Annotated in this window: 20 protein-coding genes and 1 pseudogene; 7 read left to right on the top strand and 14 right to left on the bottom strand. The window is 74.1% G+C overall.

Annotated features, from left to right (window positions below; translation table 11 throughout):
- Positions 1–72: 72 nt before the first annotated feature.
- The 3 genes from ABZY44_RS08865 to ABZY44_RS08855 all read right to left on the bottom strand — a co-directional run bounded on the left by ABZY44_RS08865 (position 73) and on the right by ABZY44_RS08855 (position 4,814).
- On the bottom strand, positions 73–885 hold the full coding sequence (locus ABZY44_RS08865) for an HlyD family efflux transporter periplasmic adaptor subunit (RefSeq protein ID WP_356651416.1): 813 nt from the start codon (positions 883–885) through the stop codon (positions 73–75).
- A gap of 24 nt (positions 886–909) precedes the next feature.
- Positions 910–2,376 (bottom strand): SagB family peptide dehydrogenase, encoded by a 1,467-nt coding sequence (locus ABZY44_RS08860; RefSeq protein WP_356651414.1) that lies wholly within the window; start codon positions 2,374–2,376, stop codon positions 910–912.
- 185 nt (positions 2,377–2,561) lie between these two features.
- Positions 2,562–4,814: a TOMM precursor leader peptide-binding protein gene (locus tag ABZY44_RS08855; protein WP_356651412.1), complete on the bottom strand. Its 2,253-nt coding sequence runs from the start codon at positions 4,812–4,814 to the stop codon at positions 2,562–2,564.
- A 276-nt stretch (positions 4,815–5,090) separates the two neighbouring features.
- On the opposite strand from ABZY44_RS08855, the gene ABZY44_RS08850 reads away from it, so the two are divergent.
- Positions 5,091–7,610 carry an AAA family ATPase gene (locus tag ABZY44_RS08850; RefSeq protein ID WP_356651410.1) on the top strand — a complete coding sequence of 840 codons (2,520 nt, stop codon included), beginning with the start codon at positions 5,091–5,093 and terminating at the stop codon, positions 7,608–7,610.
- Positions 7,611–7,705: 95 nt separating this feature from the next.
- Here the strand turns inward: ABZY44_RS08850 and ABZY44_RS08845 are convergent, their stop codons facing one another.
- From ABZY44_RS08845 to ABZY44_RS08800, 10 genes are all read right to left on the bottom strand, one after another.
- Complete coding sequence (locus tag ABZY44_RS08845) at positions 7,706–9,124, bottom strand: NAD(P)/FAD-dependent oxidoreductase (RefSeq protein WP_356651408.1); 1,419 nt, start codon at positions 9,122–9,124, stop codon at positions 7,706–7,708.
- 219 nt (positions 9,125–9,343) lie between these two features.
- Positions 9,344–10,012, bottom strand: coding sequence for a VOC family protein (locus ABZY44_RS08840; RefSeq protein WP_356651406.1), 669 nt, complete (start codon positions 10,010–10,012; stop codon positions 9,344–9,346).
- Entirely contained in the window at positions 9,958–10,809 is an 852-nt protein-coding gene (locus ABZY44_RS08835) for a hypothetical protein (protein WP_356651404.1), read from the bottom strand. Before ABZY44_RS08835 ends, ABZY44_RS08840 begins: the two co-directional genes overlap by 55 nt.
- Positions 10,810–10,931: 122 nt before the next feature.
- Positions 10,932–11,846, bottom strand: coding sequence for an alpha/beta hydrolase (locus ABZY44_RS08830; RefSeq protein WP_356651402.1), 915 nt, complete (start codon positions 11,844–11,846; stop codon positions 10,932–10,934).
- Positions 11,843–12,769, bottom strand: coding sequence for a Rieske 2Fe-2S domain-containing protein (locus tag ABZY44_RS08825; protein ID WP_356651400.1), 927 nt, complete (start codon positions 12,767–12,769; stop codon positions 11,843–11,845). Before ABZY44_RS08825 ends, ABZY44_RS08830 begins: the two co-directional genes overlap by 4 nt.
- A gap of 2 nt (positions 12,770–12,771) precedes the next feature.
- The gene (locus tag ABZY44_RS08820) at positions 12,772–14,019 is read right to left on the bottom strand and encodes an NAD(P)/FAD-dependent oxidoreductase (protein ID WP_356651398.1); all 1,248 of its coding nucleotides are present in this window, start codon (positions 14,017–14,019) and stop codon (positions 12,772–12,774) included.
- A complete protein-coding gene (locus tag ABZY44_RS08815; protein ID WP_356651396.1) occupies positions 14,012–15,229 on the bottom strand; it encodes a cytochrome P450 in 1,218 nt (405 codons plus the stop codon). Before ABZY44_RS08815 ends, ABZY44_RS08820 begins: the two co-directional genes overlap by 8 nt.
- A gap of 82 nt (positions 15,230–15,311) precedes the next feature.
- Positions 15,312–16,214, bottom strand: a complete 903-nt coding sequence (locus ABZY44_RS08810) for an ABC transporter permease (RefSeq protein ID WP_356651394.1) — start codon at positions 16,212–16,214, stop codon at positions 15,312–15,314.
- Positions 16,211–17,158, bottom strand: coding sequence for an ABC transporter ATP-binding protein (locus tag ABZY44_RS08805; RefSeq protein ID WP_356651392.1), 948 nt, complete (start codon positions 17,156–17,158; stop codon positions 16,211–16,213). Before ABZY44_RS08805 ends, ABZY44_RS08810 begins: the two co-directional genes overlap by 4 nt.
- A 39-nt stretch (positions 17,159–17,197) precedes the next feature.
- Positions 17,198–17,578, bottom strand: coding sequence for a hypothetical protein (locus ABZY44_RS08800; RefSeq protein ID WP_356651390.1), 381 nt, complete (start codon positions 17,576–17,578; stop codon positions 17,198–17,200).
- 388 nt (positions 17,579–17,966) lie between these two features.
- Here ABZY44_RS08800 and ABZY44_RS08795 point away from each other — a divergent pair, with 388 nt between their 5' ends.
- From ABZY44_RS08795 to ABZY44_RS08780, 4 genes are all read left to right on the top strand, one after another.
- Positions 17,967–19,310 carry a cytochrome P450 gene (locus tag ABZY44_RS08795; RefSeq protein WP_356651388.1) on the top strand — a complete coding sequence of 448 codons (1,344 nt, stop codon included), beginning with the start codon at positions 17,967–17,969 and terminating at the stop codon, positions 19,308–19,310.
- Positions 19,307–20,260 (top strand): methyltransferase domain-containing protein, encoded by a 954-nt coding sequence (locus tag ABZY44_RS08790; protein WP_356651386.1) that lies wholly within the window; start codon positions 19,307–19,309, stop codon positions 20,258–20,260. The genes ABZY44_RS08795 and ABZY44_RS08790 overlap by 4 nt, the downstream gene beginning before the upstream one ends.
- A gap of 68 nt (positions 20,261–20,328) precedes the next feature.
- Complete coding sequence (locus tag ABZY44_RS08785; protein ID WP_356651384.1) at positions 20,329–20,514, top strand: hypothetical protein; 186 nt, start codon at positions 20,329–20,331, stop codon at positions 20,512–20,514.
- A gap of 135 nt (positions 20,515–20,649) precedes the next feature.
- Positions 20,650–21,972, top strand: a complete 1,323-nt coding sequence (locus ABZY44_RS08780; RefSeq protein WP_356651382.1) for a cation:proton antiporter — start codon at positions 20,650–20,652, stop codon at positions 21,970–21,972.
- Here ABZY44_RS08780 and ABZY44_RS08775 read toward each other — a convergent pair.
- Positions 21,943–22,166, bottom strand: a pseudogene (locus ABZY44_RS08775) (IS1380 family transposase); the annotation flags it as partial. The gene ABZY44_RS08780 and the pseudogene ABZY44_RS08775 overlap by 30 nt on opposite strands.
- A 119-nt stretch (positions 22,167–22,285) precedes the next feature.
- Here ABZY44_RS08775 and ABZY44_RS08770 point away from each other — a divergent pair.
- Both ABZY44_RS08770 and ABZY44_RS08765 read left to right on the top strand, forming a co-directional pair.
- Positions 22,286–22,903 (top strand): hypothetical protein, encoded by a 618-nt coding sequence (locus tag ABZY44_RS08770; RefSeq protein WP_356651380.1) that lies wholly within the window; start codon positions 22,286–22,288, stop codon positions 22,901–22,903.
- Positions 22,904–23,231: 328 nt separating this feature from the next.
- A complete protein-coding gene (locus ABZY44_RS08765; protein WP_356651378.1) occupies positions 23,232–24,500 on the top strand; it encodes a bifunctional GNAT family N-acetyltransferase/ATP-binding protein in 1,269 nt (422 codons plus the stop codon).
- The last annotated feature ends 4 nt before the right edge of the window (positions 24,501–24,504 follow it).

The raw sequence follows: 24,504 nt of genomic DNA, 5'->3' as shown, positions 1-24,504 counted from the left end.
GTTTCCTCACTTGGCGTCGGATGTCTCGGCGTCAGCGGCGTCAGCGGCGTCAGCGGCGGTCGGCGGCGCCGCTCAGCGCCCCAGCACCAGGTCGAACGGCGACTGTGTGCGCAGCTCGATGGAGGCGGACACGGAGGTCTGCGAGCTGAGCCGGATGGGCGGAGGTTCGGCGGAGCTCCAGGCGTAGCCCGAGGCGGAGCCCGATTCGGGGATCAGGTCGACGGTGACCAGGCGCGGCGCCTGGTCCTGCTGGAAGCTCTGGGCCGCCAGTTCGCCGCCGGCGATCGCCGCGAGGCCCTCGCGGGTCAGCGGGTACGGGTCGACACGGGTGACCGTGCCGCGCAGCAGGCCGTACACGGCCGGGGGCGCGGTCGACACGTTCAGGTCGACGGGGCGGCCGGGTACCAGGCGGGCGGCCCGGTCGGCGGGCACGAAGACGAGCGCGACGAGGCGGTCGCCGGGGAGGTCGGTGCGCTCCACGGTGGCGACGGTGGCGCCGGCCGGGACGAACTGGCCGGTGGTGAGCGTGGCGCTGATGACCTTGCCGGCGAACGGGCTGGTGATCGTCTGGATGTTCCCGGCCTGGTCGGCGAGGCGGGCGACGGGCTGCCCGGCGCGGACCTCGTCGGCGGGGCGGACCAGTAGGTCCTGCGCCATGCCGGTGTACGGGCTCTGGACCTGGCTGGTGCCGCCGGGGTGGGTCAGGACGCCCGGGGCGTCGACGGTGACGTCGAGCCGGGCGAGCACCGCCCATACACAGGCCCCGGCCATCACGATGAGCACGACGAAGACGGCGATCCAGCCGCGCGGGGCCGCGAGCATGACGGCGGCGTCGAGCTCGTCCGGCTCCCGCTTGCGCTGCAGCGCCTGGTAGCGGAACTTCATGGTGGTGTCTCCCCCCTTGCCGAGTCAGGAGCCCGCGGTGGCGGGCTCGGCGGTGGGACCGGTGGCGTGCTCGGCGGCCGGCCCGGTCGGCCGGCTGCCCAGGACGAGCTCGCCGACGGTGCCCTCCAGCAGCGGGTCCCGGCCGGTGGCGGCGGCGAACGCGCTGGTGTCGCCGCCGCCGAGCCCGCACACGGCCAGGCCCATCGCGGTGGCCACCAGGTAGACGGTCTGGTAGAGCACGCCGACGTGCTTGAGGATCAGCGGGTAGGCGACCGTCTCGTACTTCCACATCACGCGGCCGAAGCGGGCGGCCACCAGCAGCACGACCTGCGGGTCCCCGTCCATCATCGTGGCGCCGCGCGCCTCCTTCACCAGGGTCGCGGTGGCCGGGCCCGGCGCGCACACCCACTCCAGCTCGTGCCGGTCGGGCGCGTACCGGTACAGCCCCGGCTCGAGCCCCTCGCAGCGCGTGACCAGCGGGTAGACCTCCAGCTCGTGCACGGCTCCGCCGCTGGGCAGCGGGCGGTCGGCGAGTTCCTGGCCGTCGCTTCCGGTGAACGTGCCGCGGATGCGGACGGTCCGGTAGAGCAGCTCGGAGAGCTGGGCCAGCGTCAGCGGGTGCTCGGGGTCGTGCGCGCGGGTGGAGGTGCGCTGTTCGATCGCCTCGGTGAGGGTCAGGTCCCGGGCGCCGATCGCTTCGAGGTCGGGCACGGGCAGTGCCACGCGCGGCCCGTCGGCGGCGGGGGCCGCGACGGGCTCGGGGCCGAAGCGCTCCGCGTGCCGGTAGGTGCCGCCGTAGCCGGGCGCCGAGGCCGGGACGCGGGTGCGGGCGTGGAAGGCGAGGTCGACCGGGTCCCACTGGACGCTGCCGCGCTCCTCGGCCTGCGGGTCGGCGTCGGGGCCGCCGGGGGCCAGCGCGCCGGCGGTGGCGAGCAGCCGCACCAGCGGGGCCGGGACCTCCTCGGTCCAGGTGGTCAGCAGCGGGAGCAGCGCGGCGGCGCCGGCGCCCAGCTCCACGGCGAGGGGGCTGCCGGGGGCACGGAGCGCGAGGGTGCCCTCGGCGGGGGTCAGCAGGGCGTGCCGGCTCAGCCGTACGGGGCCGCGCGGGGCGGGCTTGAGGGTGGTGGCGCCGCGGCCGACGGGCACCAGGCGGGCGACGGGGGCGCCGTCCGGGCCGGCCACCGCATGCTCGAGGAGGCCCGCGGCTTCGAGCCTGGAGCGCAGCATCTGCCAGCGCAGCAGGCCCATTTCACCGTCGTGGGCCACGACGAGCGCGCTGATCGCGGCCTCGGTGTGCTCACCCTCGCCGAAGGCGCGCAGCGCGGCCTCGGCGCCCGGGGTGAGGGCGCCCAGGTGCACGGCGCCGAAGCGGGTGGTGAGCCGGCCGTCATGGAAGGCGCCGCCCCGGGCCAGCCGGCTGGTCAGGGTGTGGGTGCCGGACGCCGCGGAGGCCGGCGGCGCCTCGCCCGGGAGTGTCGTCGTACTGGTCATGGCTCCAGCCCTGATGAGGCGCGGGCCGGGGGGTGCCTCCGGCCCGCGGGTGTGACGGATGATCAGGAACCGGCCCCCGGGCGGCACGGTCCCCGCAGGAACCGCGCCCGGCTGGGCCGTAGGCGCGGGGACCGTGCTCGGCGGCTCACCGGCTCATCGGCTCGGCGGCTCACCGGCTCACCGGCTCAGAAGAAGACGTTCCAGTTGTTCAGTTCGGCCTCGGGGATCGGCTCCGCGAGGCGGCCCATGCGGACCGGGGCGTCGTAGAGCCGGCCGGGGCCCAGCCGCCGCCAGAAGTGGCGCAGGCCCGGGGCGATCACCTTGACGACGTTGAGCTCCAGGTCGGGGCGCGTCTGGTCGACGACGATGACCTCGGAGCCGGCCTCCTCGATGCGCTCGACCTGGTCGCGGATGCGGGCGGCGAGGTCGAACCCGGCCTGCGGGCCGACCTTGGTGGCCGGCAGCTCCGGGTCGGGCAGCAGCCAGGGCTCCGCGGCGACGGTGGCCTTCTTCAGCCAGGTCAGGGTCTCGAGGTCACCGACGAGGTAGGACGTGTTGCCGTCGGCGTCGCGGTTCTCGATCATCGGCAGGAACTGGTTGAGCTCGGTGAGCGCGCGGAAGGCGGCGACGCGCGGGTCCGGGTGGGCGCCGAAGCCGACCATGATGTCCTCGACGCTGTGGCGGCGGCGCGAAGCGGCCACGTACACCGGCATGCCGAGGTCGGTGGTGAGGTCCATCATCCACAGGTCGCGGTCCATGGCGCCGTAGTAGGCGCGCAGCTGGTCCACGTACGGGTCTTCGAGCGAGTCCATGTCGAAGGCCGGCAGGCGCAGCCGGTTGTACCACCACACCGCGACGGCGTCGCGCTCGGTCAGCTCGCACAGGCCCTGGAGGATCGCCTCCTCGAGGGAGTTGCCGGCGGCGGTGCCGTTGGAGTCGGCGATGCAGAAGAAGTGGTCCTGGAGGTCCGGGTGGCCGTACCAGGAGTAGGCGGCCGGGATCAGGCGCTCTTCGTCGTGGGTGAGGGACCAGCCGCTGGTCCAGTCGATCGCGACGTCCTCGGGGAACCGGTCCGGCACCTTGTGCAGGCGGTTGGCGGGGTCCTGGTTCCAGGTGTCGCGGGCGGCGACCTGTGCTTCGGAGAAGTGCAGCAGGCCGGCGGGGTGGACGGCCGTGGCGGCGTCGAGGTCGCGGTAGGCGGCGCGCTGCACGGCCTCGTCGCCGCGCCAGACGCCGGCGTAGCGCTCGATGGCCTCGCAGACGGCGCTGACCTTGGCCTGGATCTCGGAGCGGCCCTTGCCGCCGCTCTGGCCGCGCAGGTTGCGGCGCAGCAGGTCCATGCTGTCGTTGACCATCGCGAAGTTGTGACCCGCGGCGTAGCTGTAGGTCAGGGTGTTGGACTCGGGCGTGTGCGAGACCAGCTTGGTTATGGCGCCGAGGTGCGGGCTGATGTGCCGCTCCAGGCGGGCGAGGGTGGCCTCGGGGCTGTTGACGCGGTAGCCGCCGTCGCTGGTGTGGCTGGCGTCACCGGAGGTCAGGACGATCTTGGGGCTGCGCTCGCTGACCAGGGTCGGGTCGCCGCAGGAACGGCACTGGGGCTGGCGGATCAGCGGGTGCCGGTCGGTGGTGAGGGTGGCGAGGTCGAGGGTGACCATCTGCCCGCACAGGGCGCCGGGTTCGCCGGTGGCGGCGATCCGGGCGGCCTCGGCGGCGATCAGGCCCGCGGCGGCCAGCGGTCCGGCGGGGATGCCCGCGCGGGACGGGTGGCGGGGCACGGAGTCGCCGCGCTTGGCGGCCAGGTAGCGCTCCAGCTGGCGGTTGCCGGCCAGGCGCTGGGCCAGACAGGTCCAGCAGCCGGTGTGGTCCGGGTCGAGGAACGGGCCGATCCATGGCGCGATACCGCCGGTGCGGGCCAGCAGCCACGGCCTGGCCGCCGCCAGCTGGCGCTCGTTGCGGGCTTCGAGGAGGGGGTCGAGGTAGTCGTCGACGAGGACGACGGAGATGCCCTCGTCGGGCACGGTGTCGAAGTCGCCGGAGCGGGCGGCCAGTCCGAGCGCCCGCAGGGCCGCGAGGACCGGCTCGGGGTCGACGCCCGCGGCCGCGCAGACCGTGACGGGCGCGGTTGCGAGGGTACTGGCGGGGTCGATGCCCAGGGCGTCCCAGTACGCGAGGGTGGCCTCCGGCAGGTCGGGCCGGCCCTCGGCCAGGTGCCCGGCGGCGCCGAAGCGGGTGAGTGCCGCGAGTACGGCGGGGATGGGCAGCGTGCCCGCCAGGGCCTGCACGATCTCCATGACGGTCTTGCGGCCGTCCAGGTGCGGCAGCACCGCCGCGGCCGCCTTGCCGGGCACCAGGTAGTCCTGGCCCTCCGCGTAGAGGAAGACACGCTCGCCCTCCACCACCTCGACGTGGAAATGGGCCTTGAGGCGCGGCTTTTCCATCTGTCCCCCTCGGTTCTCGCGATCAGCCCTGACGTGGCATCACACCGGCAACCAAAACACGGGGCCGACCCCGGGTAAATGCTTCACCTGATACGCAGGAAGGGCTTCGCATACGTAGCCCGGCGGTCTCCCATACGTACCGCGAGACGCGGAGGGCGCGAGGCGGCTCGCGCGGAGTTCGGCCATCCGCTTTCTCCGTGGGAACCCGGACCAACTGGTCTGTTAAGACTGGCCCTTTGGCTTGATCTGCACCCTGCGGAATGCGACATTGACCCCATGCATTCACCCAACGGGGATCTGTACCACCGTGAGCGTGAGATGGACCTCCTCCAGGGTGCCGTCGGGGAACTCGCCCTGGGCCGGCCGACCGTGGCCACCATTCACGGGCCGCACGGAATCGGGAAGTCGGCGCTGCTGAACGCGGTGCCCCGGCTGCTGCCCCCGGGGACCCTGGTCCTGCGGGCGCGCTGCCATCCGAGCGAGAGCCAGTTCCCCTACAGCATGGTGAGCCAGCTGTTCGACCCCGTCCTCGGCGGCGCCGGCGGCGGCACGCCCGTACCCGGACTCGGAGAGGCCGGTCCCACCCACGAGGCCCTGCTGGGCCTCCTGCGGACCACCCGCTCCCTCGCCGTCGACCGGCCGGTGGCCATCCTCGTCGACGACCTGACCAACGCCGACCCGCACTCGCTGCGCTGGTTCTCGTACATCGCCCGGCGGCTCGACGACCTGCCGGTGCTGATGGTGGCCACCCTGCCGGCCTCGGCCGCCTCACAGGTGGCGGAGCAGCTCGGCCCGCTGCCGTACCTGCTGCGGCTGTGGCCGGAGCCGCTCTGTCCGACCTGCACGACCGAGCTGGTCGAACGCGCCTTCGACAGCCCCGTCGACCAGGAGCTGGCGGCGCTCTGCCACACCCTCGCGCACGGAAACCCGCTCGTGCTGCACGACCTGGTGACCCGGCTGCGGCGCACCCACGTGCCGCCCGGCTCGCCCGACCCCGAGCAGGTGCTGCCGATCGGGGCGCAGGCCCTCTCGGAGACCGTGCTGGCCTGGCTCGACGAGGACGACCCGTGCGCCAGTGAACTGCTCACGCAGCTGGCCGTCCTGGGCCCCGACACCGAGCCGGCCGTGTGCGCCGCGCTCTCCAAGCACGGCGAGGTGCACGACCAGCAGGCCCGCGAAACGCTCGTACGGGCCGGGCTCCTGGAAGCCGGTGCGCCCGGCCGGTTCACGCACACCGCGGTGCGGCCCGCGGTCCTCGCCCGGGTGTCGGCGCACGAGCGACTGCTGCTGCACGGGCGCGCCGCGGCCGTACTGGCACGGCTCGGCGCCCCGGCCCGGCAGACCGCGGACCAGCTGATCCTGGCGGGCTGTGACTGGGGGACCGACGTGCTGCGCGGCGCGGGCATCCAGGCCTCCGGGGCCGGCGACCACGAGTCCGCGGCCCGCTACCTGCGGCGTGCGCTCACCCTCCTGGAGCAGCGCGGAGCGCCCGCGGCCGACGGCGACGAGGGCGCGGCGAAGGAGGCCCGGGAACGTGAAGAATCGTTTCTTGACCTGACGGTGCGGCTCGGCGCCGTCGAACTCCACCGCGACCTGGATGCCTGCGCCCGGCAGGCCGCGGCCGCGGCCGCCAGCCCGCTGGGTCCGGTCCGGCGCGCCGAGGCCCTGGCCCGGCTCGCCTCGCCCGCGCTCGTCTCCCGGATCGAAGGCGCCCAGCCGTTCGTCCGGGTCTGCGGCGAACTGGCGGCCCTGCCCGCGCCGCCGCGCGAACACCTGCTGCGGCTGACCGCGCAGACCCTGCTCACCGGGCACCGCTCCGGTCTGCGCCGGGCGGCCCGGCTCGCCGCCGCCGACCCCGGGGACCCGGCCGCGCACGTCTTCGCCGGGGCCCTCGCCGCGGCCGCCGCCGCGAGCGGCCGGCTCGGCACCGCGCGCCGGATGGCCCTGCGGGTCGCGGCCGGCCCGGCCGGCGCACCGGAGGGCACGGCGCCCGGGTCGGCGGCCGGCCCGGTGGGCGCCGCCCTCGCCCTGACCTGGACCGGCGACCTCGACGGGGCCGCGGCCCTCGCCGACCGGCTGATCAGCATGTCGCGCGCGTCGGACGACCACGCCACCACCCTGCTCGCCCACCTCGTACGCAGCGAGGTCCGCAACCGCCGGGACGAGCACGCCGACGCGCACACCGACGCCGAGGCCGCGCTGCACCTCGCCCGCCGGCTGAACGCCCCCGCCCTCGCCGGCGCGGCCGCCGCGGCCGCGGCCCGCGCCCTCGTGGGCCTGGACAGGGCCGCCGAAGCCGCCGCCCTGCTGGCCGGCGAGCCGGCGGCCGGGGACGCCCACCCGTTCATCAAGGCCCTGTCCCTCCAGGCACACGGCACGGTCGCCGCGGCCCTCGGCGACCACACGACCGCCGTACGCCTGTTCCTCGACTGCGGCCACCGGCTCGCGCTGCGCGGCATCACCCACCCCGGGTGCGTGACCTGGCGGGCCCAGGCGGCCGCCTCGTACCGGGCCCTGGGCGAGGAGTCCGCCTCGGCCACGATCCTGGACGGCGCGCCCCGGGAGCGGGACGCGGCGCCACGGCCCCGGCCGGGGCGCGAGCGCACAGTGCTGAGCCCGGCGGAGCAGCGGGTGGCCGAGCTGGTCGTGCGGGGCAGCTCCAGCCTGGAGGTCGCGGAGAAGCTGTTCCTCAGCAAGCGCACCGTCGACACCCATCTGGGCCGCATCTACCGCAAGCTCGGCATCCACAGCCGCCACGAACTGGCGGGAGCGATCGGCGAGGAACTGCCGGTGTGACACCGGGCGGTGGGCGGAGCCGCCGGGCCCCGTACCCCGTACCCCGCACCCCGTACGTCCCGCACCCCGCCCCCGCGCCCGGCCCGGCCCGGGGGTCAGGCGCGCGAGGCCTCCGCAGACCGGCCGGCCCGGCCTATGCCCAGCCGGGGAGCGGTCGTCAGGTACAGCCCCGTCGCCGTGTCGTGCCCGCCGATGTCGTGCTGCCCCGACATCCGGTCGGCCAGGACGTCGGCGGGCAGCGGACCGGCACCACCCGCCCGCTGCGCGTCGTCGAGGTCGAGGACCCCGGCGGTGAGCGCCGCGAACGCCTCGCTGTCCGGCGCGGAGCGCATCGGGGCCGGTCCCTCCCGGCGGGCCATCAGCTCGGGGTGGCGGCCGCGGGCGAGGCGCTGGGCGAGCCAGAAGTACGTGGACTTGCCGCGGTACTGCTCGTAGAACCCGGCCACCATCGAGAACATGCGGGCGTACGCGTTGCGGTAGAGCGCCTCGTAGAAGGACAGCGCCTCGTCCTCGGTCACCTCGCCCGCGTCGGTCGCCGTGATCGACGCGGCGGCGAGCATGCCGCTGTACATGCCGAGGTGGACGCCGGTCGACAGCAGCGGGTCCAGGAAGCACGCGGAGTCGCCGGCGAGGAAGTAGCCGGGCCCGCAGAAGCTGTCCGCCGTGTACGAGAAGTCCTGCTCGACGCGCACGGCGTGCTGGAACACCCCGTCCGCCGTCAGCTCGCGCACGGTCTCCGACTCCCGTACGGCGTCCAGGAACAGGGCCTCCGTGCCCTCCGTGCCCGCCGCATAGCCCCGCTTGCGCTTGAGGAAGTGGTCCTGGTGGGTCACGAAGCCGACGCTGTACACGTCGTCCTTGAGCGGGATGACCCAGTACCAGCCCTCGGGGGCGGAGATGACGTTGATGCCGCCGCGGGGGGTGCGCGGCAGCAGCGCGCCGCCCCGGTAGTAGCCCCAGACGGCCACGTTGCGGAACACGTCGTGGGGCGTGCGGTTGTCGAGGTGGCGCACCGACAGCAGGCCGGCCCGGCCGGTCGCGTCGATCACGTAGTCGGCGCGGGTGGTGTGCTCGCGGCCCTCGTGGGTCCACTCGACGCCCGCCGCGCGGCCGTCCTCGAAGAGCACCTTGCGGGCCTGGGCCCCCTCGATGACCTCGACGCCCTGGGAGGCGGCGTGGCGCAGCAGGACGTCGTCGAAGTCCGCGCGGTCGACCTGCCAGGAGGTCTGGGCGCCGGTCCCGAAGATCTCGGGCCAGTCGACGACCCAGTCGCGCTCGGCGCCCCAGCGCAGCAGCAGGCCTTCCTTGACCTGATAGCCGCGCGCCTCCACCTTGTCCAGCGCGCCCGCCAGCTCGATGATGGACCGGCACGACGTCGCCACGGATTCCCCGACGTGGTACCGCGGGAAATGGGCCCGCTCCAGCAGTCTCACGCGCGCGCCCTGGCGGGCCAGCAGCGCCGCGGCAATGGAGCCGGCCGGCCCACCGCCCATGACCACGATCTCGGATGCCATCGCTTTCGCCTTTCCCCGTACGGAATTCCACCGCATTCCATACGTCACACACGGGCGCGGGAATTCTTTGCGGTGGATGACTCGCATCGGCTTTCTTGGGCCGAATCGACCTTCGCACGGCGGGCGGCGCGAATGAACAGGAGGCGTTGCGCAGCGGGGGATTACGTATGCGGCGGATTGCGTACTCGGCGGGCGGCGGGCGGTCCCGACGACGGCCGTCTAGACGGTGCCGAATCCGCCCGTCAGGCCGAACACCGCCCCCCAGGGATCGCTCAGCAGTCCCGGGGCGAGGACACGGGCGCCCGCCGCGCGGGCGAGGTCCTCGAAGGCGACGGGGTCGGCCACCCCGAACCGGGGCACCCAGCGTGCGTCCGCCGCGTCCGCCGTCTCCTCGGTCTGCGGCCGGGCGCCGCAGACCTCCCGGTAGAAGTCGCCCGACTCACCCGGCCGCGGCGTGTGCAGGGCGGCGCCGGTCAGCGCGCCGGCCTCGTCGACGACCACCACGCCCTCGTCGTGGGCGCCCTGCCACAGCCCGAAGGCCGCGCCCAGGGGGTCGACGGCGAGGCTGAGGCGGCCGTTGCCGCCGGCCGGGACGCCCGCCACGGCCACGCGGGCGCCGTGCCGCTCGGCCCGCCGCCCGGCGGCGTCGAGGTCCTTCGCCGCGAGGTACACGGTCCACGCGGAGCCGAAGCGCGGTCCGGCCGGGCTCGGTCCGAGGCCGCCGACGATCTCGCCGCCGAGCAGCACCAAGTGGTAGCCCCGGCCGCCCTCGGGCCGGAACTCCCAGCCGAAGAGGGCCGCGTAGAAGTCCTTGGCACTGGTGGGGTCGACGCCTACGTGGTCGATCCAGCAAGGAGTTCCGTCAGCGTAGGAGGTACGGCGGGGCACGGCGCGGTTCCCTTCGGGGTGGTCGCGGTCATTCGTCCGTCGAGCAGGTCGGCGGCCTCTTCGGCGGCGCCCGATGCGGGCAGCAGCAGGCGCATCCGGGGGGTGGCCGCGAAGGCGGGGTCCGCCGAGGCGACCGGGGGCCACACCGAGGCGGCGAAGTCCCAGTCCTCCAGCCGGGACCGCTGCCCGCCCGTGCTGCAGAGCCGGACCAGCGTGGCGGGGCCGAGCCGTTCGCGGATGTCCGCCGTGGCGATCAGCCGTTCCGGGCGGACCATGACGGACGGGCCCGTCAGCGGCGAGCAGACCGTCCGTACGTCGCTGCCGGGGCCGTCGGTGAGGCCGGCGGCCCGGGCGGCCTCCAGGGCAGGGCCCCGCAGTTCGAGCGGCAGCTGGTAGGGCAGCGTCTCGCCGGTGACGCGGTCGACGACCAGGTATTGGCCGGAAACCATGCGCCACCCGCGGGCGCCCAGGGCGAGCGCCACGGAGTTCCGGGGCGATCCGATGCCGCCGACCAGCGCAACCACGCCGGCGCCCTTGGCCAGCACGGCCGCCTGTACGACCGCGTACGGGTGCTCCAGGACGGCGAAGGGCGGCAAAACTGGCGGGATTCCGCCTATGCCGTGGTAGCCCCAGCGGCGTAGTACGCGCCCCTCGCCGTCGATCACGCGCACCTCGCGCCCTGCCTGACCCACCCCGGTGTGCGCGGCGAAATGCAGGCTCACCGCGGTCCGCACCGGCTCCGCCCGTTTCTCGAGCAGATGCCGGCCGAAGTGAAAGGCGAGGTCAGACTCCTCCACCAGCCCCATCACCTGGAGGATCGTCCCAAAGAACTCAAGCGTAAATATCGGCATGTCCCCCAAGCCCCCCGATTTGTTTTCCTTGATCACTTTATACGGGAATCGGCAGGCCCATTAAGTGACTAACAGGCCAACAGGTGGTCCAGCAGCAGCGGCGCCACGGCCCACGGCTGTTCGAGAAAGGGCAAATGGCCCGCGTCGGGCACGACGTGGACGCGGCAGCGGGGCACCACCCGGGACAGCAAAGCGGCGTTGTCGTGGAATACGGGCATGTCGGCGCTGCCGGTCAGTGCGAACGTACGGGCCGTGATCCGCGCCAGGTCCTCCCCGGAGTGCACGTGCGCGCTGAGCCCCGCCATCGCCCCGCTGTCCAGCTCGGCCCAGGAGTGGCGGGCCACGACGGACCGCAGCTCGGCGCGGAGCACCGGATGGGCCTCGGTGCCCCGGAAGATGTCCGGCGGCGCCGCCATCCACAGATCGGCCAGCAGCTCGGACGCCTCGGCCCCCCGCATCCGGCGCAGCATCAGCATCTCGATGTACCGCTTGCGGGCCGCCGGGTCGGGCGGTCCGCCGGCCGGGGTCGGCGCGCCCACGACCAGGCGGTCGACCTCGTCCGGGAACGCGAGGGCCATCTCCAGCGCGACGGTCGACCCGAAGGACAGGCCCACCCACCGCCGGGCCGCCTGCTCGCGGGCCAGCCCCATCACGCGGGAGGCGAGTTCCGGCATGGTCAGCCCGGGCCGCAGCGCCTCGGAGCCGCCGTGCCCGGGCAGATCCACGCCGACGTGGCGCAGCCCGGGGAGCAGCCGCCACAAAGGCCGCCACAGGCTGGCGTCCATGGTGTAGCCGTGCACCCACAGCACGGTGGGGCCGCTGCCGTAGGTCAGGGTGCGCAGCCCGTCGTACGCGCCCTCCCGCTCGCCGGGCAGCGGCTCGCGGGAGACGTGGCGCCGGTCGCCGCCGCCGGGCCCGCCGGTGCGGCCCGGTCGGTGACCGGCGCCGGTCGCCGTCCCTGTCCCCGTTTCGGTCCCGGTCACGGTGCCTTCCCCTCGCCGAGTTCGGCGAAGCCCGCGCAGAACTCCCTGTACGCGACGACGGCCGCGTCGGCCGCATCGTAGCGGGGCGTCACCCCCGGGTTGAGGTGCTCCCAGACGGTGATGTCCTCGGCGAGGGCCCGCTCGCTGCCGGCGATCAGCATGGGCAGCTGCTTCTCGCGGCCTTCGCGCACGCCGACGGCGACCCGTGCGACACAGCCCCCGCGCCCGTCGGGCACGGCGCCGGTGACGATGACGTGCACCTCGTCGGGGGGCCCGAACTCGGTGACGACGACGCCGGGGCTGTACGCGCGCGCGTGGAAACGCGGAACGTACGGCTGCGCCGCCGCCGCCGCACCGCGGCCGGCCCAGGGCGAGGCGGACATCGGGAACTCCCCGTCCATCACCAACTCGCCGTGCACACCGGCGGAATGCCTCATGCCGCGGATCCGGTGGACCTTGTGCAGCGCCGTGAAGTGGTCGGTGTCGAAGGCGTTCTCGACGATGAGGTCCGCGGCCGCGGCCACCGGCCGCTCCACGGCCTTGACCAGCGGCATCGAGCCGGCCAGCTCCTTGAGTACGGCACGCAGCCCGCGGTCGTCGTCCGGTCCGTCGGTGAGGCGCACGAAGACGGCGTCGCCGCACTCGACGACCTCGTGCTCGCGCACCCAGGGCCGGCTTCCCTCACCCGAGGGCTGCCCCAGCCCGATGCGCCGCCCGTGGAAGGGGCACACCAGGCAGCCGCCCTCCACCCGGCCGCCGTAGCCGAGGTGGGCGCCGCGGTGCGGGCAGTCGGCGTCGTGGACGCGCAGGCGCCCCTCCGCGCGCACGGCCACCAGACGGCGCCCGCCGATGTCCAACGGCACTACCTCGCCGCTCAGTCCGGACGCGAAACCCGCCAGGTACCACCCCGAATGCACGTTCACGGTCACTGCTTCCCCGCCTCCAGTACTTCCTGTGCGGCGCGCCGCCCGTCGGCGTACGCGCCCTGCAGCCACGGCAGTGCCCGCCCGGTCACGGCGGCCTCCCCCGCGAAGAACAGCCGCCCGTCGCGCCCGTGCGGGGGACGGGCCCAGTCCCGGGCCGCCCGGTCCGTGCCGGGTCCCGGGGCGCAGAACGCCCCGCCGCTGTACTGGTCGGCGGCCCAGTCGGCCGTCTCGGCCCCCACGACCGCCGCGCCCCTGGTCCACGGCAGCGCCACAGCCAGCAGCCCGGCGAGGTGGACCGCGGACCCGGCCGCCTCCCGGACGCACGCGGCCGCGGCGGACTTGGCGACGATCAGCACCTCGGGGCGGCCCTGCCGGCAGGAGACGAACCCGCCGACGCCGTCCGCGTCGAACACGGAGGCCGTTTCGGGGGCCGGGCCGCTCAGGGTGACCACGGCGCAGAAGCCGTCGCCGGGTACGAGCGTCCTCGCGGCGGCGGTCTTCTCCGGACCGAGCCCGTCGACGGTGAGCAGGCCGCCGGCGACCACGGCGGGCGGTACGGCGAGGACCGCCCGGTCCGCGGTGAGTTCGCCGTCACCGGTGAGGACGCGCACGCCGCCTCCGGGGTCGGCCGCGATCCGGCGGACGGGGGTGCCGGTGCGCACGTCCAGCCCTTCGGCGAGGGTGCGGGGCAGCAGGTCCAGGCCACCGGGCACGGTGAACTCGCCGCGGCCGCCGCCGTCCTGGCGCACCGCGGCCGCCACTGCGGCGGCGTCGAGCCGGTCGGGGTCCGCGGCCCAGGTCTGGCGCAGCCACTCGCGGGCCGTGGCCGCCTCGGCGGGCGCGGCGCCGCTCGCCGCCAGCCAGCCGCTGACGCTGAGCCCGCCGCCGGGGCCGCCCGGGGCCGGGGCGTAGCCGGCGAGCCTGCCCTCCAGCAGCCACGGCGGGTTCGCGCCGCGGGCGAGGACACGCATGGGGCGGGCGACGCGCCCGGCCACGACGTACGCCGCCGACGGGCGCGGCGCGGCGGGCAGCGGGCCGAGGACGGTGTGGGCCGGGTTCCGGTCGCCGTGCACGATCTGCGCGCCGAGTTCGAGGGCCGGGCCGCCGTCGGCCGGGCGGAACGTGCGGACGCGGCCGCCGATCCGGGGGCGGGCCTCCAGGACGAGGGTGTCGACGCCGGCCTGCTCCAGACGCTGGGCACAGGCCAGCCCTGCGACCCCGGCTCCGATCACGACCACCTCAGGCATGTGCCCCCTCCAGCCCGGCCGCGTCCCGTACGTCCGTCCCCAGGTCGACGGGGAGGGAGGTGAGGCGGCGCGGGATCAGGGACGGCGCCCAGCGCGGGTCCGGGCCGGCGACGACGGCCTCGGGGAAGCGGCGGACGATCCTGCCGAGCAGCACCGCGCCGGACTGCTTGACCAGGCGGGCGGCCAGGCAGAAGTGCGGGCCGCCGCCGAAGGCGAGGTGCGGGTTGGGCCGCCGGTCCCACACCAGGCCGCCGGGGTCGGCGAAGACGGCGGGGTCCCGGTTGGCGGCGGCGAGTACCGCGAGGACCCGTTGACCGGCCGGGATGCGCCCGCCGGGAAGCTCCGCGTCGCGGACGGTGACGCGGGCGGTGAAGGGGATCGGCGCTTCGAGGCGCAGCAGTTCGTCGACGGCCGTCTCGGCCGCGTCCTGGCCGGCGGCGCGGAGGGCGGCGCGTACCTCGGGGCGCGGCAGCAGCCAGTACAGGGCGTTGCCGACGGCCTCGGCCAGCGGCTGCCAGCCCCCGACGACGGCCAGGCCGAGGACGCCGAGCATCTCCTGCCGGGTCAGCCGGGTGTCGGCGGCGAGCCGGCCGAGCGGGCACTGCGGGTCCACCCGGTCGGTGTGGGCGTCGAGGAACCCGGTCAGCTCGCCCATGGCGGCGCGGCCCAGGCGCGCGATGTGCGGCGGGGCGAGCGGATCGAGGTTGACGGACGCGGCACGGGCGAGTGCGGCCAGCGTCCCCTGTTCGTCCTCGGGCAGGCCGAACAGCCGTGCCAGTACGGCGGTGGCCAGCGGCGCGCCCAGCTCCTCCACGGCGTCCAGGGGCACGCCGCGCTCCACGGCCCGGTCGAGCAGGGCGTCGGCGTCGGCGGCGATCGCGTCGGCCACGGACGCCAGGGCGGCCGGGCCCAGCAGCAGGGCGCCGGGGGCGCGCAGCCGGGTGTGGTCGACGCCGTCCGTGGTCAGCATGGACACCGGCAGGTCGTCGTCGCGGGACCGCTCGCGCTGTCCCGAGGCCGCGGAGAACGCCGGGTCCTTGAGCAGAGCCGCGCAGTCGGCATGCCCGGTGACCAGCCACATGCCGGTCATCGGGTCGCGGTGCACGGGGTCGTGGGCCCGCAGCCATGCGTACGCCGGGTACGGGTCGACCCGTCCGGCGGGGCTGAAGGGGTGGTTCAGGTGGGCGGGCAGCCCGGCAGCCTCGGTCATGTACGCGTTCTCCTCATCACGGCACTTCTCTCGCCCGGCTCCCGCCCGGCCGCTGTCATCGGGTGACCCGCCGGTCACAGCACTAGCGCACCCGCGGGCCGCGCCAGCCGAACGTCAGACCGGTCGCCAGCAGGCCGCCGACCGCCCACAGCGCCAGGACCAGGGCGATGCGGCCCAGTTCCCAGGAACCGGCCGGCTCCACGACGGCGAAGGTGTCCGGCAGGAACACCGAACGGAAGCCTTGGGCCATCCACTTCACGGGGAACAGGGCGGCGGTGTTCTGCATCCACAGCGGCAGGCGGTCGAACGGGTAGAACACGCCCGAGATGAACTGCAGGACCATGAAGACGGGCGTCACCACGGCCGCGGCGGAACGGCTGTTGGGGATCAGCGCGCTGTAGGCGGTGCCGGCCAGCGCGCAGGCCGCGGTGCCCAGCGCGAGGCACCACGCGAGGGTGCCCCACCGCTCGGCGGTCTGCGGCAGGGGCAGCCCGAACGCGGCCACGGCGATGCCGATGAGCAGAACCGTCTCCAGCACGGTGGTGACCACCACGCGGACGAGCTTGCCCACGAAGTACGCCGACTTGGGCATCGGGGTCAGGGCGAGGCGGCGGATGGTGCCGGTGTCCCGCTCGATGGCCACGTTGATGGCCAGGCCGGAGAACGCGGTGCTCATCACGCCCGCCGCGATCACCCCGGCCATGAAGACCTGCCGGAAGTCCGTGTCGGTGCCCTCGACCTTCCCCTCGAAGATCGAGCCGAAGACGACGAGCAGGATCACCGGGAAGAACAGGGTGAACACGAGGGACTGCTTGTTGCGGAAGAACGCTCTCAGTTCGACCGACGAACGCGCCGCGCAGGCCCGCGTGTACCCTCTCGCACGGCGCGAGGAAGGGCGCGCGGGCACGGTTTCGGCGGGGTGGATCGCCCCGTCACCGGACGGGTCCGGTGCTGCGGTCCTGGTTTCGGGCGCGGTCGCGGTCATGCAGCGGTCTCCCTGCTCTCCCTGTCGATCAGACTCAGGTAGATCTCTTCGAGGGTGGGCAGGTGCACGCGCAGGTCCGCGAGTTCCAGCGAGCCCGCCTCGCGTGCCCAGGGCAGCAGCAGGCCCAACGCGTGGGAGGGCGCGGTGGTGCGCAGCGTCACGGTCCCCGGACCGGACGGCACCACCTCGGTGCCGGGCGGCAGCGCGGGCAGCGCGACGCCGGCCAGTGCTTCGCCGCGGCGGAACGAGACGGTGGCGGGCGTCCGGTCGCGGCCGCCGAACGAGGCCAGCGGTCCGTACTCGACGAGCCGGCCGCCCACGACGACGCCGGCCCGCTGGGCCAGTTCCTCGGCCTCGTCGAGGTAGTGCGTGGTCAGGACGGTCGTACGGCCACGGTCGGCGAAGTACCGGACGAGCTCCCACGCCTCACGGCGGGCCACCGGGTCCAGGCCGGTGGTCGGCTCGTCCAGGAAGATCAGTTCGGGATCGCCGACGACGCCGACCGCGACGTCCAGACGGCGTTGCTGGCCGCCGGACAGCGCGGAGGCCTGGCGGGAGTGGAGGGAGCCGAGCCCCACCATCCCCAGCACCTCGCCGACCGGCAGCGGGGCCGGATACATGGCGGCGAAATGCGTGACGACTTCTTTTACGGTCAGATCGGAGTAGGTGCCCGCCGTCTGGGGCACCACACCTATTTTCGCCCGCCATTCCCGCGGATCCTCGGCCGGATCACGGCCGAGGACCCGCACGTCTCCACCGGTGCGCCTCTGCACTCCCGTCAGAATGTCGACGGTCGTCGTCTTTCCGGCGCCATTGGGCCCGAGCAGTGCGAACACTTCGCCACGATGAATATCGAGGCTTATGCCGCGAACGGCTTGGACGTCACCGTACCGCTTGGAAAGTCCGCGTACGGAAACGGGATGTGCCGTCGGCGCAGGGGGCATGGGACGCTCCAGCGAAGTGGGAAGGGGTGCGAGCGCCTGTCAGGTGCAGCAGCAGCAGGGGCAGCAGCAGTAGTTGCAGGCGTCAAGCACGCCGGCGGCGACGTCGGACAGGTCACCCTCGCTGAGCTCGACCGCGTCGACCGTCGGGGTCGCCGGGATGTGGAACTCGTAGCGGCCGGTCTCCAGGCCCGTCTCCCACAGGTCGACCTGGACGTCCAGGTTGCCCTGCTCGTGGCCGTCGGGGGCCTGGGTGACGATGACGACCTCGGCATCGGCCGGGAGCTCGAGGCCGGCTTCGGCGAGCGCGGTCCGCGGCTCGGAGGCGAGCTTGGCGGAGAACGCCTCGTCGGACCAGGCGCTGATGAGAACCCGGGTGTAGGAGTTCACGAACTCAGCGCGCTGCTGCGGGTCGAGTGCCATGTGGACTCTCCATTCCTTGCGATTGCTGCGGATTCGATGCGGCCGCCCAGCCGGCGACGAAGCAAGATTCACACGCCGAGAACCGCCCGGCCAAGACGCAAGGAAACGTAATCCGAAGGCCTCCGTCCGATAAGTATCCGGCCGCTCCCCATAAGCATTGAGTGCATTCTCTGGGGGAGTTACTGTGGCCGAACCACCCGCGCCCGCAGGCACAGTTGCCCTGCCTGCGTAGGCATGCTCTCACGCAGGACGCCGTACGGCGCCCGCCCGGAGCGCTACCGGGGCAATTCCCGCGGCGATTACGAAATTACCGACAGCCGGTACGTATCGCGGGGCTGCTTGCGCAGGGGCGTACGTAATTCGGACCAAGCCATCCACGGAGGTTTACGTGACAGCCACCACCGCCCCGGCGGGCACCGTCCCACCGGGGCCGGACACCCCTGTGGACATGGCACTCATGCGGGCCGACCCGCTGGCCTTCGTGACCGGGATGAACCGCCGCTACGGCGACATCACCAGTCATGTCGGCGACGGCGAGCGGGTGGTCATGCTGCACCGGCCCGAGCTGGCCAAGCACGTACTGAAGGACAACACCGCCAACTACACCAAGGCCGGCACCCCCGACGACGCGATGCTGCGGCCCCTCCTCGGAAACGGGCTGCTGACCAGCAACGGAGCCGAGTGGGCCCGCCAGCGCAAGCAGTGCGCCCCTGCCTTCCGGCGCACCGAGGTCGCCACCTTCGACACCATCATCACCGAGGAGACCGAAGCCCTCCTCGCGCGCTGGCAGCCGGCCGTGCGGGACGGCAGTGCCCTCCCCGTCGAACACCACCTGACCTCGCTGACCCTGGCGATCCTCACCCGCGCCGTACTCGGCGTGGACCTGGGGGCGGCCGGCGAGGGCTTCGGGCGCGCCGTCGACGCCGCCAACCGGTTCATGGGGCACTACGTACCGGCCCCCGACCCGGACCCCGCGGACACGGCGCTGCGCCGCAAGGGATACGTACAGGCGCGGATGTTCCTCCAGCTGATCGCCCGCACCGTCATCGCCTCCCGACGGGCGGTCGCCGGCGGGCAGCCCCCCGCGCACGGGTCCGCGTCCCTGCTCGACGCGATGATCGGCGAGCTGGACGACGAGGAACTGCGCGACCAGGTGCTCACCCTGGTCATGGCGGGCCACGAGACCACGGCCAAGGCCCTGACGTGGACCCTGTACCTGCTCGACCGGCACCCGGAGGAGGCCGAGAAGGTCCGGGCGGAACTCGACGCCGTCCTCGGGGACCGCACGCCCACCGCGGCCGACCTGCCCGACCTGGTGCACTGCCGGCGCGCGATCGAGGAGGCCATGCGCCTCTACCCGCCGGTGTGGCTGATCTCCCGGCGCGCCAAGGGCCCCGACACCGTCGGCGGTTACGAGATCCCCGCCGGGACGCTGGTGTGCGTCAGCCAGTGGGTGCTGCACCGGCACCCCGACTACTGGGACCGGCCCGATGCGTACGTACCCGACCGGTTCGAGGACGCCGACCTGCCCAGCCACCTCTACCTGCCCTTCGGCGGGGGCGAGCGCATCTGCATCGGCCAGCACCTGGCCCTGATCGAGGCCACGCTGGTGCTGGCCGTCCTGATGCGCGTGACCCGCCTCGAACTGGAGCCCGGCTTCCCGGTGGAGCCGGAAGCCCTGGTGACCCTGCGACCCAAGCACGGCATGCGGATGACTGCGAGGCCCCGATGACCACGTCCCCCCTGACGTCCTTTCCCGCGCCGGCCCCGTCGGGCGCGGTGGCTCCGGTGGCGCCGGCGGCTCCGGTGGCCCCGGCGGACGGGGCAGGCCGGGCCGACCGGGCAGGCCGGGCCGACCGGGCGGGCGCCGACGCCGGCCCGGTCGGCGGCTCGTACGACCCCGCCGCGACCACGGCCGGCGGGCTCACCGGCGAACTGGCCCGCCTGGAGGCCCAGGCCGAGCTGTCGTTCGGCGCCGAGCTGCGCATCCTGCGCGAGGCGGGCCTGGACGCGCACGCCGGCCCGTTCGTCGAGATCGGTGCCGGCTCCGGGGCGGTCACCCGCAGGCTGCGCGCCGCCCTGCCCGGCCTCGCCCACACCGCCGTCGACATCGACGGCGACCTGCTGGCCCACGCCGCCGGCTGCGGCGCCGAACTCCTCGTCGCCGACGGCGCGGCCCTGCCGCTCCCCGACGACTCGGCCGGCTTCGTGCTGCTGCGCTACGTACTCCAGCACCTGGCCGACCCGCAGGCCGTACTCGCCGAGGCGCTGCGCGTGCTGCGGCCCGGCGGACGGATCGCCGTGACCGAGGTCGACGCCTCCTGCTGGGGCCTGGCCGAGCCCTCCTACCCCGAACTGGCCGTAATCCACGGCAAGCTGGCCCAGGCCCAGGCGTCGGCGGGCGGGGACCGGACCGTCGGACGCCGCCTGACCCGGCTGCTGCGCGGCGCGGGCTACGAGGACGTGGCCCTGCGCCCGTTCGCCACCACCAACGACGACCACCCCGTCGAGGCCTTCGCCCCGCACCTGGGCCCCGGCCGCCTCCAGCCGCTCGTGGCCGCCGGCGTGGTGAGCCTCGGCGAGTTCGCGCTGGCGGCCGACCGCTGGAACCGCTTCCGCGCCGACCCGGACGCGTACGTGATGCTGCTCGGCTTCACCGCCACGGGCACCGCTCCCCGCTGACCCGGCGCGAACACCCCCCACTGACCCGGCCCGAACACCCGCCCCCTCCGATTGGACCCACCCCCCCCATGAATCCCAGCCTCAAGATCTTCCTGACGATCTTCTGCTACATCAGCGGCGTGATGGGCGTCGTGACGGCCGTCCTGCACGCCAGCGACCAGCCCGCCCAGACCACCGCGGCCGTCATTTCCGGCGCGCTCGGCGTGGTCTTCCTGTTCGCCGGCATGGCACTCAGCCGCCGCCCCCGCCACTGACGGCACCCGGCACCGCCGCGGCCCCGTACCGCCGCGCCGCCCTACCGGCGCGCCCCCCGGTACCCCGTACCCCCTACCGTCGTACCGCCGCACCGCGAAGGGCCGGACCTGCCGGGTCCGGCAGAACGGAACCGCATGTTTCCTCTCGACTCCGTCGGCCACTTCTTCCTCGGTGCGGCCGTCGTCCTCGCCCTGTCGCGGGCCGCAGGCACGCTCGCCGTCCGGGTGGGCCAGCCGCGCGTGATGGGCGAGGTGGTCGCGGGCATCGCCCTCGGCCCCTCGCTCCTGGGCGCGCTCGCCCCCGAGGCGGCGGCGTGGCTGTTCCCGGAGGCCGTGCTGCCCATGTTCTCCGGGCTCGCGCAGATCGGCCTGGCGGTGTTCATGTTCTTCACCGGTCAGGAGCTCTGCTCCCTGCGGGTGCGGGGCACGGCCCGGCAGGGCCTGCTGGTCAGCCAGGCCTCCCTGTTCGTCCCGTTCGCAGGCGGCGCCCTGGCCGCCGTGCCGCTCGCGGACCGCTACACACCCGCGGGCCTGCCGGAGTCCGTCTTCGTCCTGTTCATCGGATGCGCGATCAGCATCACGGCGTTCCCGGTGCTGGCCCGCATGCTGGAGGACCTGGGCCTCTCCCGCACCCGGCCCGGCCGGCTGAGCCTGTTCGCCGCGGCCGTCGGCGACGGCGGCAGCTGGCTCGCGCTCTCGGCGGTCCTCGCGCTGTCCCAGGGCTCGGACCACCGGGACGCGGCCGTACGCGCGCTGATCGCGGTGGTCGTCGTCGCCGTCTACCTGGGGCCGGTGCGCCGGGCGGCGGCCGGGTGGTTCGCGCGCAAGGGCGAGACCACCGACCTCGCCACCCTGCGGGTCGTGCTCGTCACCGCGATGGCCGCCTCCGCGGCGCTGACCGCCGCCCTCGGCGTGCACCAGCTCATCGGCGCGTTCCTGGTGGGCCTGGTGTGGCCGGCCGGCAACCCGTTCGCCGTCGCCGCCGCCCAGCCGCTGGCCACCACGTCCAAGACCGTGCTGCTGCCCTTCTTCTTCCTGGGATTCGGGCTCGGGGTGGACCTGTCGGCCCTGGACCTCTCCTCGGGCGGCGGGCTGGTCCTGCCGGCCCTGCTGGTCGTGGCCGTCCTCGGAAAGATCGGCGGCGCGGGGCTTGCCGCGCGGTACGCGGGCCTGCCCTGGCGGGAGTCGTTCACTCTGGGCGTGCTCCTGAACACCCGCGGACTGACCGAGCTGGTCGTCCTCCAGATCGGCCACGAGGCGGGCATCATCGACGGTCCGCTGCTCGCGATACTCACCGTCGTCGCCCTGGTCACCACCCTGATGACCGGCCCCCTGCTGAAACTCGCGGGCCCACCGGCCCCGGCCCCGGCCCCGCTCCTGGACCCGGCCCCGGCCCCGGACACCCGTACCCCACAGCCCGCGAGCGTCGACCGCGTGAAGGACCTTCGGCCCAGCTGAGGCAAGGGTATCGATGAGGCGGGAGACGGTTGGGCCGGAGGCCACTGGCCCGAACCGGCCGGCTCGGCCCGCAGCGTCCCGACATCCGAGGGGCGGTCCCCGCCCAGGGCGACCGCGAGGGCCACGTCCAGCTGGACCTTCCCTGGATCGTGCACCGCCCGCGGACGTCGCCATGGCGCAAGCCCTGTCGACATCGCCTAGAGGCCTGGACAAGGCGTTTCAGCAACTGCCTCTGAATAACGCGGAGCTGACCACTGGTCACCGTGGATAAGGTGATCGCATCTGATCAGATCATTGTCCTGGAGGTTGTGCGGTGTCCGAACTCGGCGGCCCGGGTCCCTCGCCCGGCTCCGTACCCCCGCCCCCGGCCCACGCGCCCCGTCCCTTTCCACCGCCGCCGGCCCAGCCGCCGAGCTCCGGCCCGAACCGGGGCGCGGTGATCGGTGCGCTGATCACGGCCGGGGCCACCATCGCGGCCGCAGTCATCGCCGCCGTCGCGGTGGGCAGCCACGACGGCGGGCCTGAGGCGCAGCCGGGCCCCGCCGCCGTCACTTCTGCCCAGCCGTCCGCATCCTCGCCCCCCTCCTCCCCGGCGGCCTCGAAGCCGGTCCAGTCCCTGCCGGCCCTGAGTCCGTCACCGAAGGCATCGAAGAACGCCCGCGTCGAGGCGAACCCGGACAGCGGTTCCAGCGGCATGGTGATCACCCTCACCGGCTCGGGCTTCGCGGCGGGCGAGCGGGTGCGCCTCATCTTCAACGGCAGCTACGGCAAGGAGTGGCAGCTCCGGGATGTCACGGCTTCGGCCGACGGGGGCTTCGTCGCGGAGATCAAGGTTCCTGCGGAGGGTGTGGACAACCAGCAGAGGTCCGTCGAGGCCAAGGGACTGGACAGCAAGCGGACCGCCGACACGCCGTTCACCATCACCGGGTGACGGTGCGCCCCCGCTCCGTCGCCGCTGCTCTCGTTCGGCACCGCCGTGCCGAGCGGCGACCTCCGGCACTTCGGTGACTTCCCCGCCACGCAGCGCCGTCCCCGCAGTCCCCGCAGGCCCCGCCGTCCCCGCAGGCCTCGTCGCCCTCGTCTGCGCCCACGTCGAGCCGGAACGACGGGCACGCCCACCAGCGGGTCGTCACCAACGGCGGCTGTGTGGCGTCCATTCACACCAAGCTGCCCTGGTGGTGCAGCCCGCGGGCCCTGCCGCGCGCGTCCCGCGCACATCGGCTGATGATGGGAGTACGGCCGAACACGCGGAGCTGATCATGACGGGTTGGCGCGTCAGGGACTACGCCCAGGACGATCTCGAAGCGGTGATCCGGGTCGACGCGGAAAGCAGCACGGTCGAAGAGTCGCCCCTCTTCGCGCTGTCGGACGCGGTGGCGGCCCTCCAGGCTCTCCACCCGGCGGTGGTGGCCACCGCCGACGAGGAGGTGGTCGGCGCCGCGGTGAGCAGGGTGGAGGGTGAGCGGGCGTGGATCCTGCGCATCAGCATGGCGCCTGCCTGGCGGCACCAGGGTCTGGGCAGCGACCTGATCACGGCCCTGGAGCACCGGCTGTTCGCCGGCGGCGTCCGAACGGTGCACGCGGTCCTGCCCGACGGCGAGACCGGTGCCACCGCCCTGCACAACTGCGGCTTCGGCGCCCGTCCGGGCCTGGTCTTCTTCGAGAAGCGCGGGCGAGTGACCCCTCAGGCGGTCAGCATGCTCGCGTCGCTGGGAGCGGAGCTGCCGCCCGGGGGACTGTGGCAGAAGGTCGCGGGCATGGAGCGGGAGAAGGAGCTCATCGAGCGGCGCCTGGTCCTGCCACTGGCCCATCCCGAAATGGCTGCCCAGCACGGAGTGGAGCTGCCGCGGGCGGTGATGCTGTTCGGCCCGCCCGGAACGGGGAAGAGCACGTTCGCGCACGCGATCGCAAGCCGTCTGGGATGGCCGTTCCTCGAGCTGTTCCCCGCCCGGCTGGCCGCCGAGTACGGGCTGGCCAGCGGGCTGAACCGGCGCTTCGACGAGATCGCCCTGCTCGATCACGTCTTGGTCTTCATCGACGAGGTCGAGGAGATCGCGGGGACCCGGAGCGGCGCGGATGCGACCGCGGTCGGTGTCGTCAACGAGCTGCTCAAGGCGATCGTGCGGTTCCGGGGCCAGGACGGGCGGCTGCTCGTCTGCGCTACGAACGACGTGACCACGCTCGACTCCGCGTTCCTGCGGCACGGCCGGTTCGACTACGTGCTGCCGATCGGCCCGCCCGACGACCGCGCGAGGACCGGGATGTGGGAGAGCTACCTGGCCCGGGCGGGCGCGGAGGCCGACAGCACGGCGCTGGCGTCCGCCAGCGAGGGGTTCACCCCTGCCGACATCGCCCATGTGGCGCGCACCGTCTCCCAGGTCCAGTTCGAGCGCACCTTCGACACCGGAGCCCGGGCCCGCCCCACCACCGAGGACTACCTGGGCACCATCGGCGACACCAGGCCCACGGTCAGCGCGGCCATGGCCCAGGAGTTCGCCCGGCAGACCGAGAAGTTCGCCCGTATCTAGAAAG

Source organism: Streptomyces sp. NPDC006544 (assembly GCF_040611715.1).
GTDB lineage: Bacteria > Actinomycetota > Actinomycetes > Streptomycetales > Streptomycetaceae > Streptomyces.
Note: the sequence above shows the minus strand (reverse complement) of the source record. Positions and strands in the feature narration are given on the sequence as shown.

Coding starts and splice junctions, on each gene's coding strand:
- ABZY44_RS08865 (WP_356651416.1), bottom strand. CDS start 885: ATGAAGTTCCGCTACCAGGCGCTGCAGCGCAAGCGGGAGCCGGACGAG.
- ABZY44_RS08860 (WP_356651414.1), bottom strand. CDS start 2,376: ATGACCAGTACGACGACACTCCCGGGCGAGGCGCCGCCGGCCTCCGCG.
- ABZY44_RS08855 (WP_356651412.1), bottom strand. CDS start 4,814: ATGGAAAAGCCGCGCCTCAAGGCCCATTTCCACGTCGAGGTGGTGGAG.
- ABZY44_RS08850 (WP_356651410.1), top strand. CDS start 5,091: ATGCATTCACCCAACGGGGATCTGTACCACCGTGAGCGTGAGATGGAC.
- ABZY44_RS08845 (WP_356651408.1), bottom strand. CDS start 9,124: ATGGCATCCGAGATCGTGGTCATGGGCGGTGGGCCGGCCGGCTCCATT.
- ABZY44_RS08820 (WP_356651398.1), bottom strand. CDS start 14,019: ATGCCTGAGGTGGTCGTGATCGGAGCCGGGGTCGCAGGGCTGGCCTGT.
- ABZY44_RS08815 (WP_356651396.1), bottom strand. CDS start 15,229: ATGACCGAGGCTGCCGGGCTGCCCGCCCACCTGAACCACCCCTTCAGC.
- ABZY44_RS08810 (WP_356651394.1), bottom strand. CDS start 16,214: ATGACCGCGACCGCGCCCGAAACCAGGACCGCAGCACCGGACCCGTCC.
- ABZY44_RS08805 (WP_356651392.1), bottom strand. CDS start 17,158: ATGCCCCCTGCGCCGACGGCACATCCCGTTTCCGTACGCGGACTTTCC.
- ABZY44_RS08800 (WP_356651390.1), bottom strand. CDS start 17,578: ATGGCACTCGACCCGCAGCAGCGCGCTGAGTTCGTGAACTCCTACACC.
- ABZY44_RS08790 (WP_356651386.1), top strand. CDS start 19,307: ATGACCACGTCCCCCCTGACGTCCTTTCCCGCGCCGGCCCCGTCGGGC.
- ABZY44_RS08785 (WP_356651384.1), top strand. CDS start 20,329: ATGAATCCCAGCCTCAAGATCTTCCTGACGATCTTCTGCTACATCAGC.
- ABZY44_RS08780 (WP_356651382.1), top strand. CDS start 20,650: ATGTTTCCTCTCGACTCCGTCGGCCACTTCTTCCTCGGTGCGGCCGTC.
- ABZY44_RS08765 (WP_356651378.1), top strand. CDS start 23,232: ATGACGGGTTGGCGCGTCAGGGACTACGCCCAGGACGATCTCGAAGCG.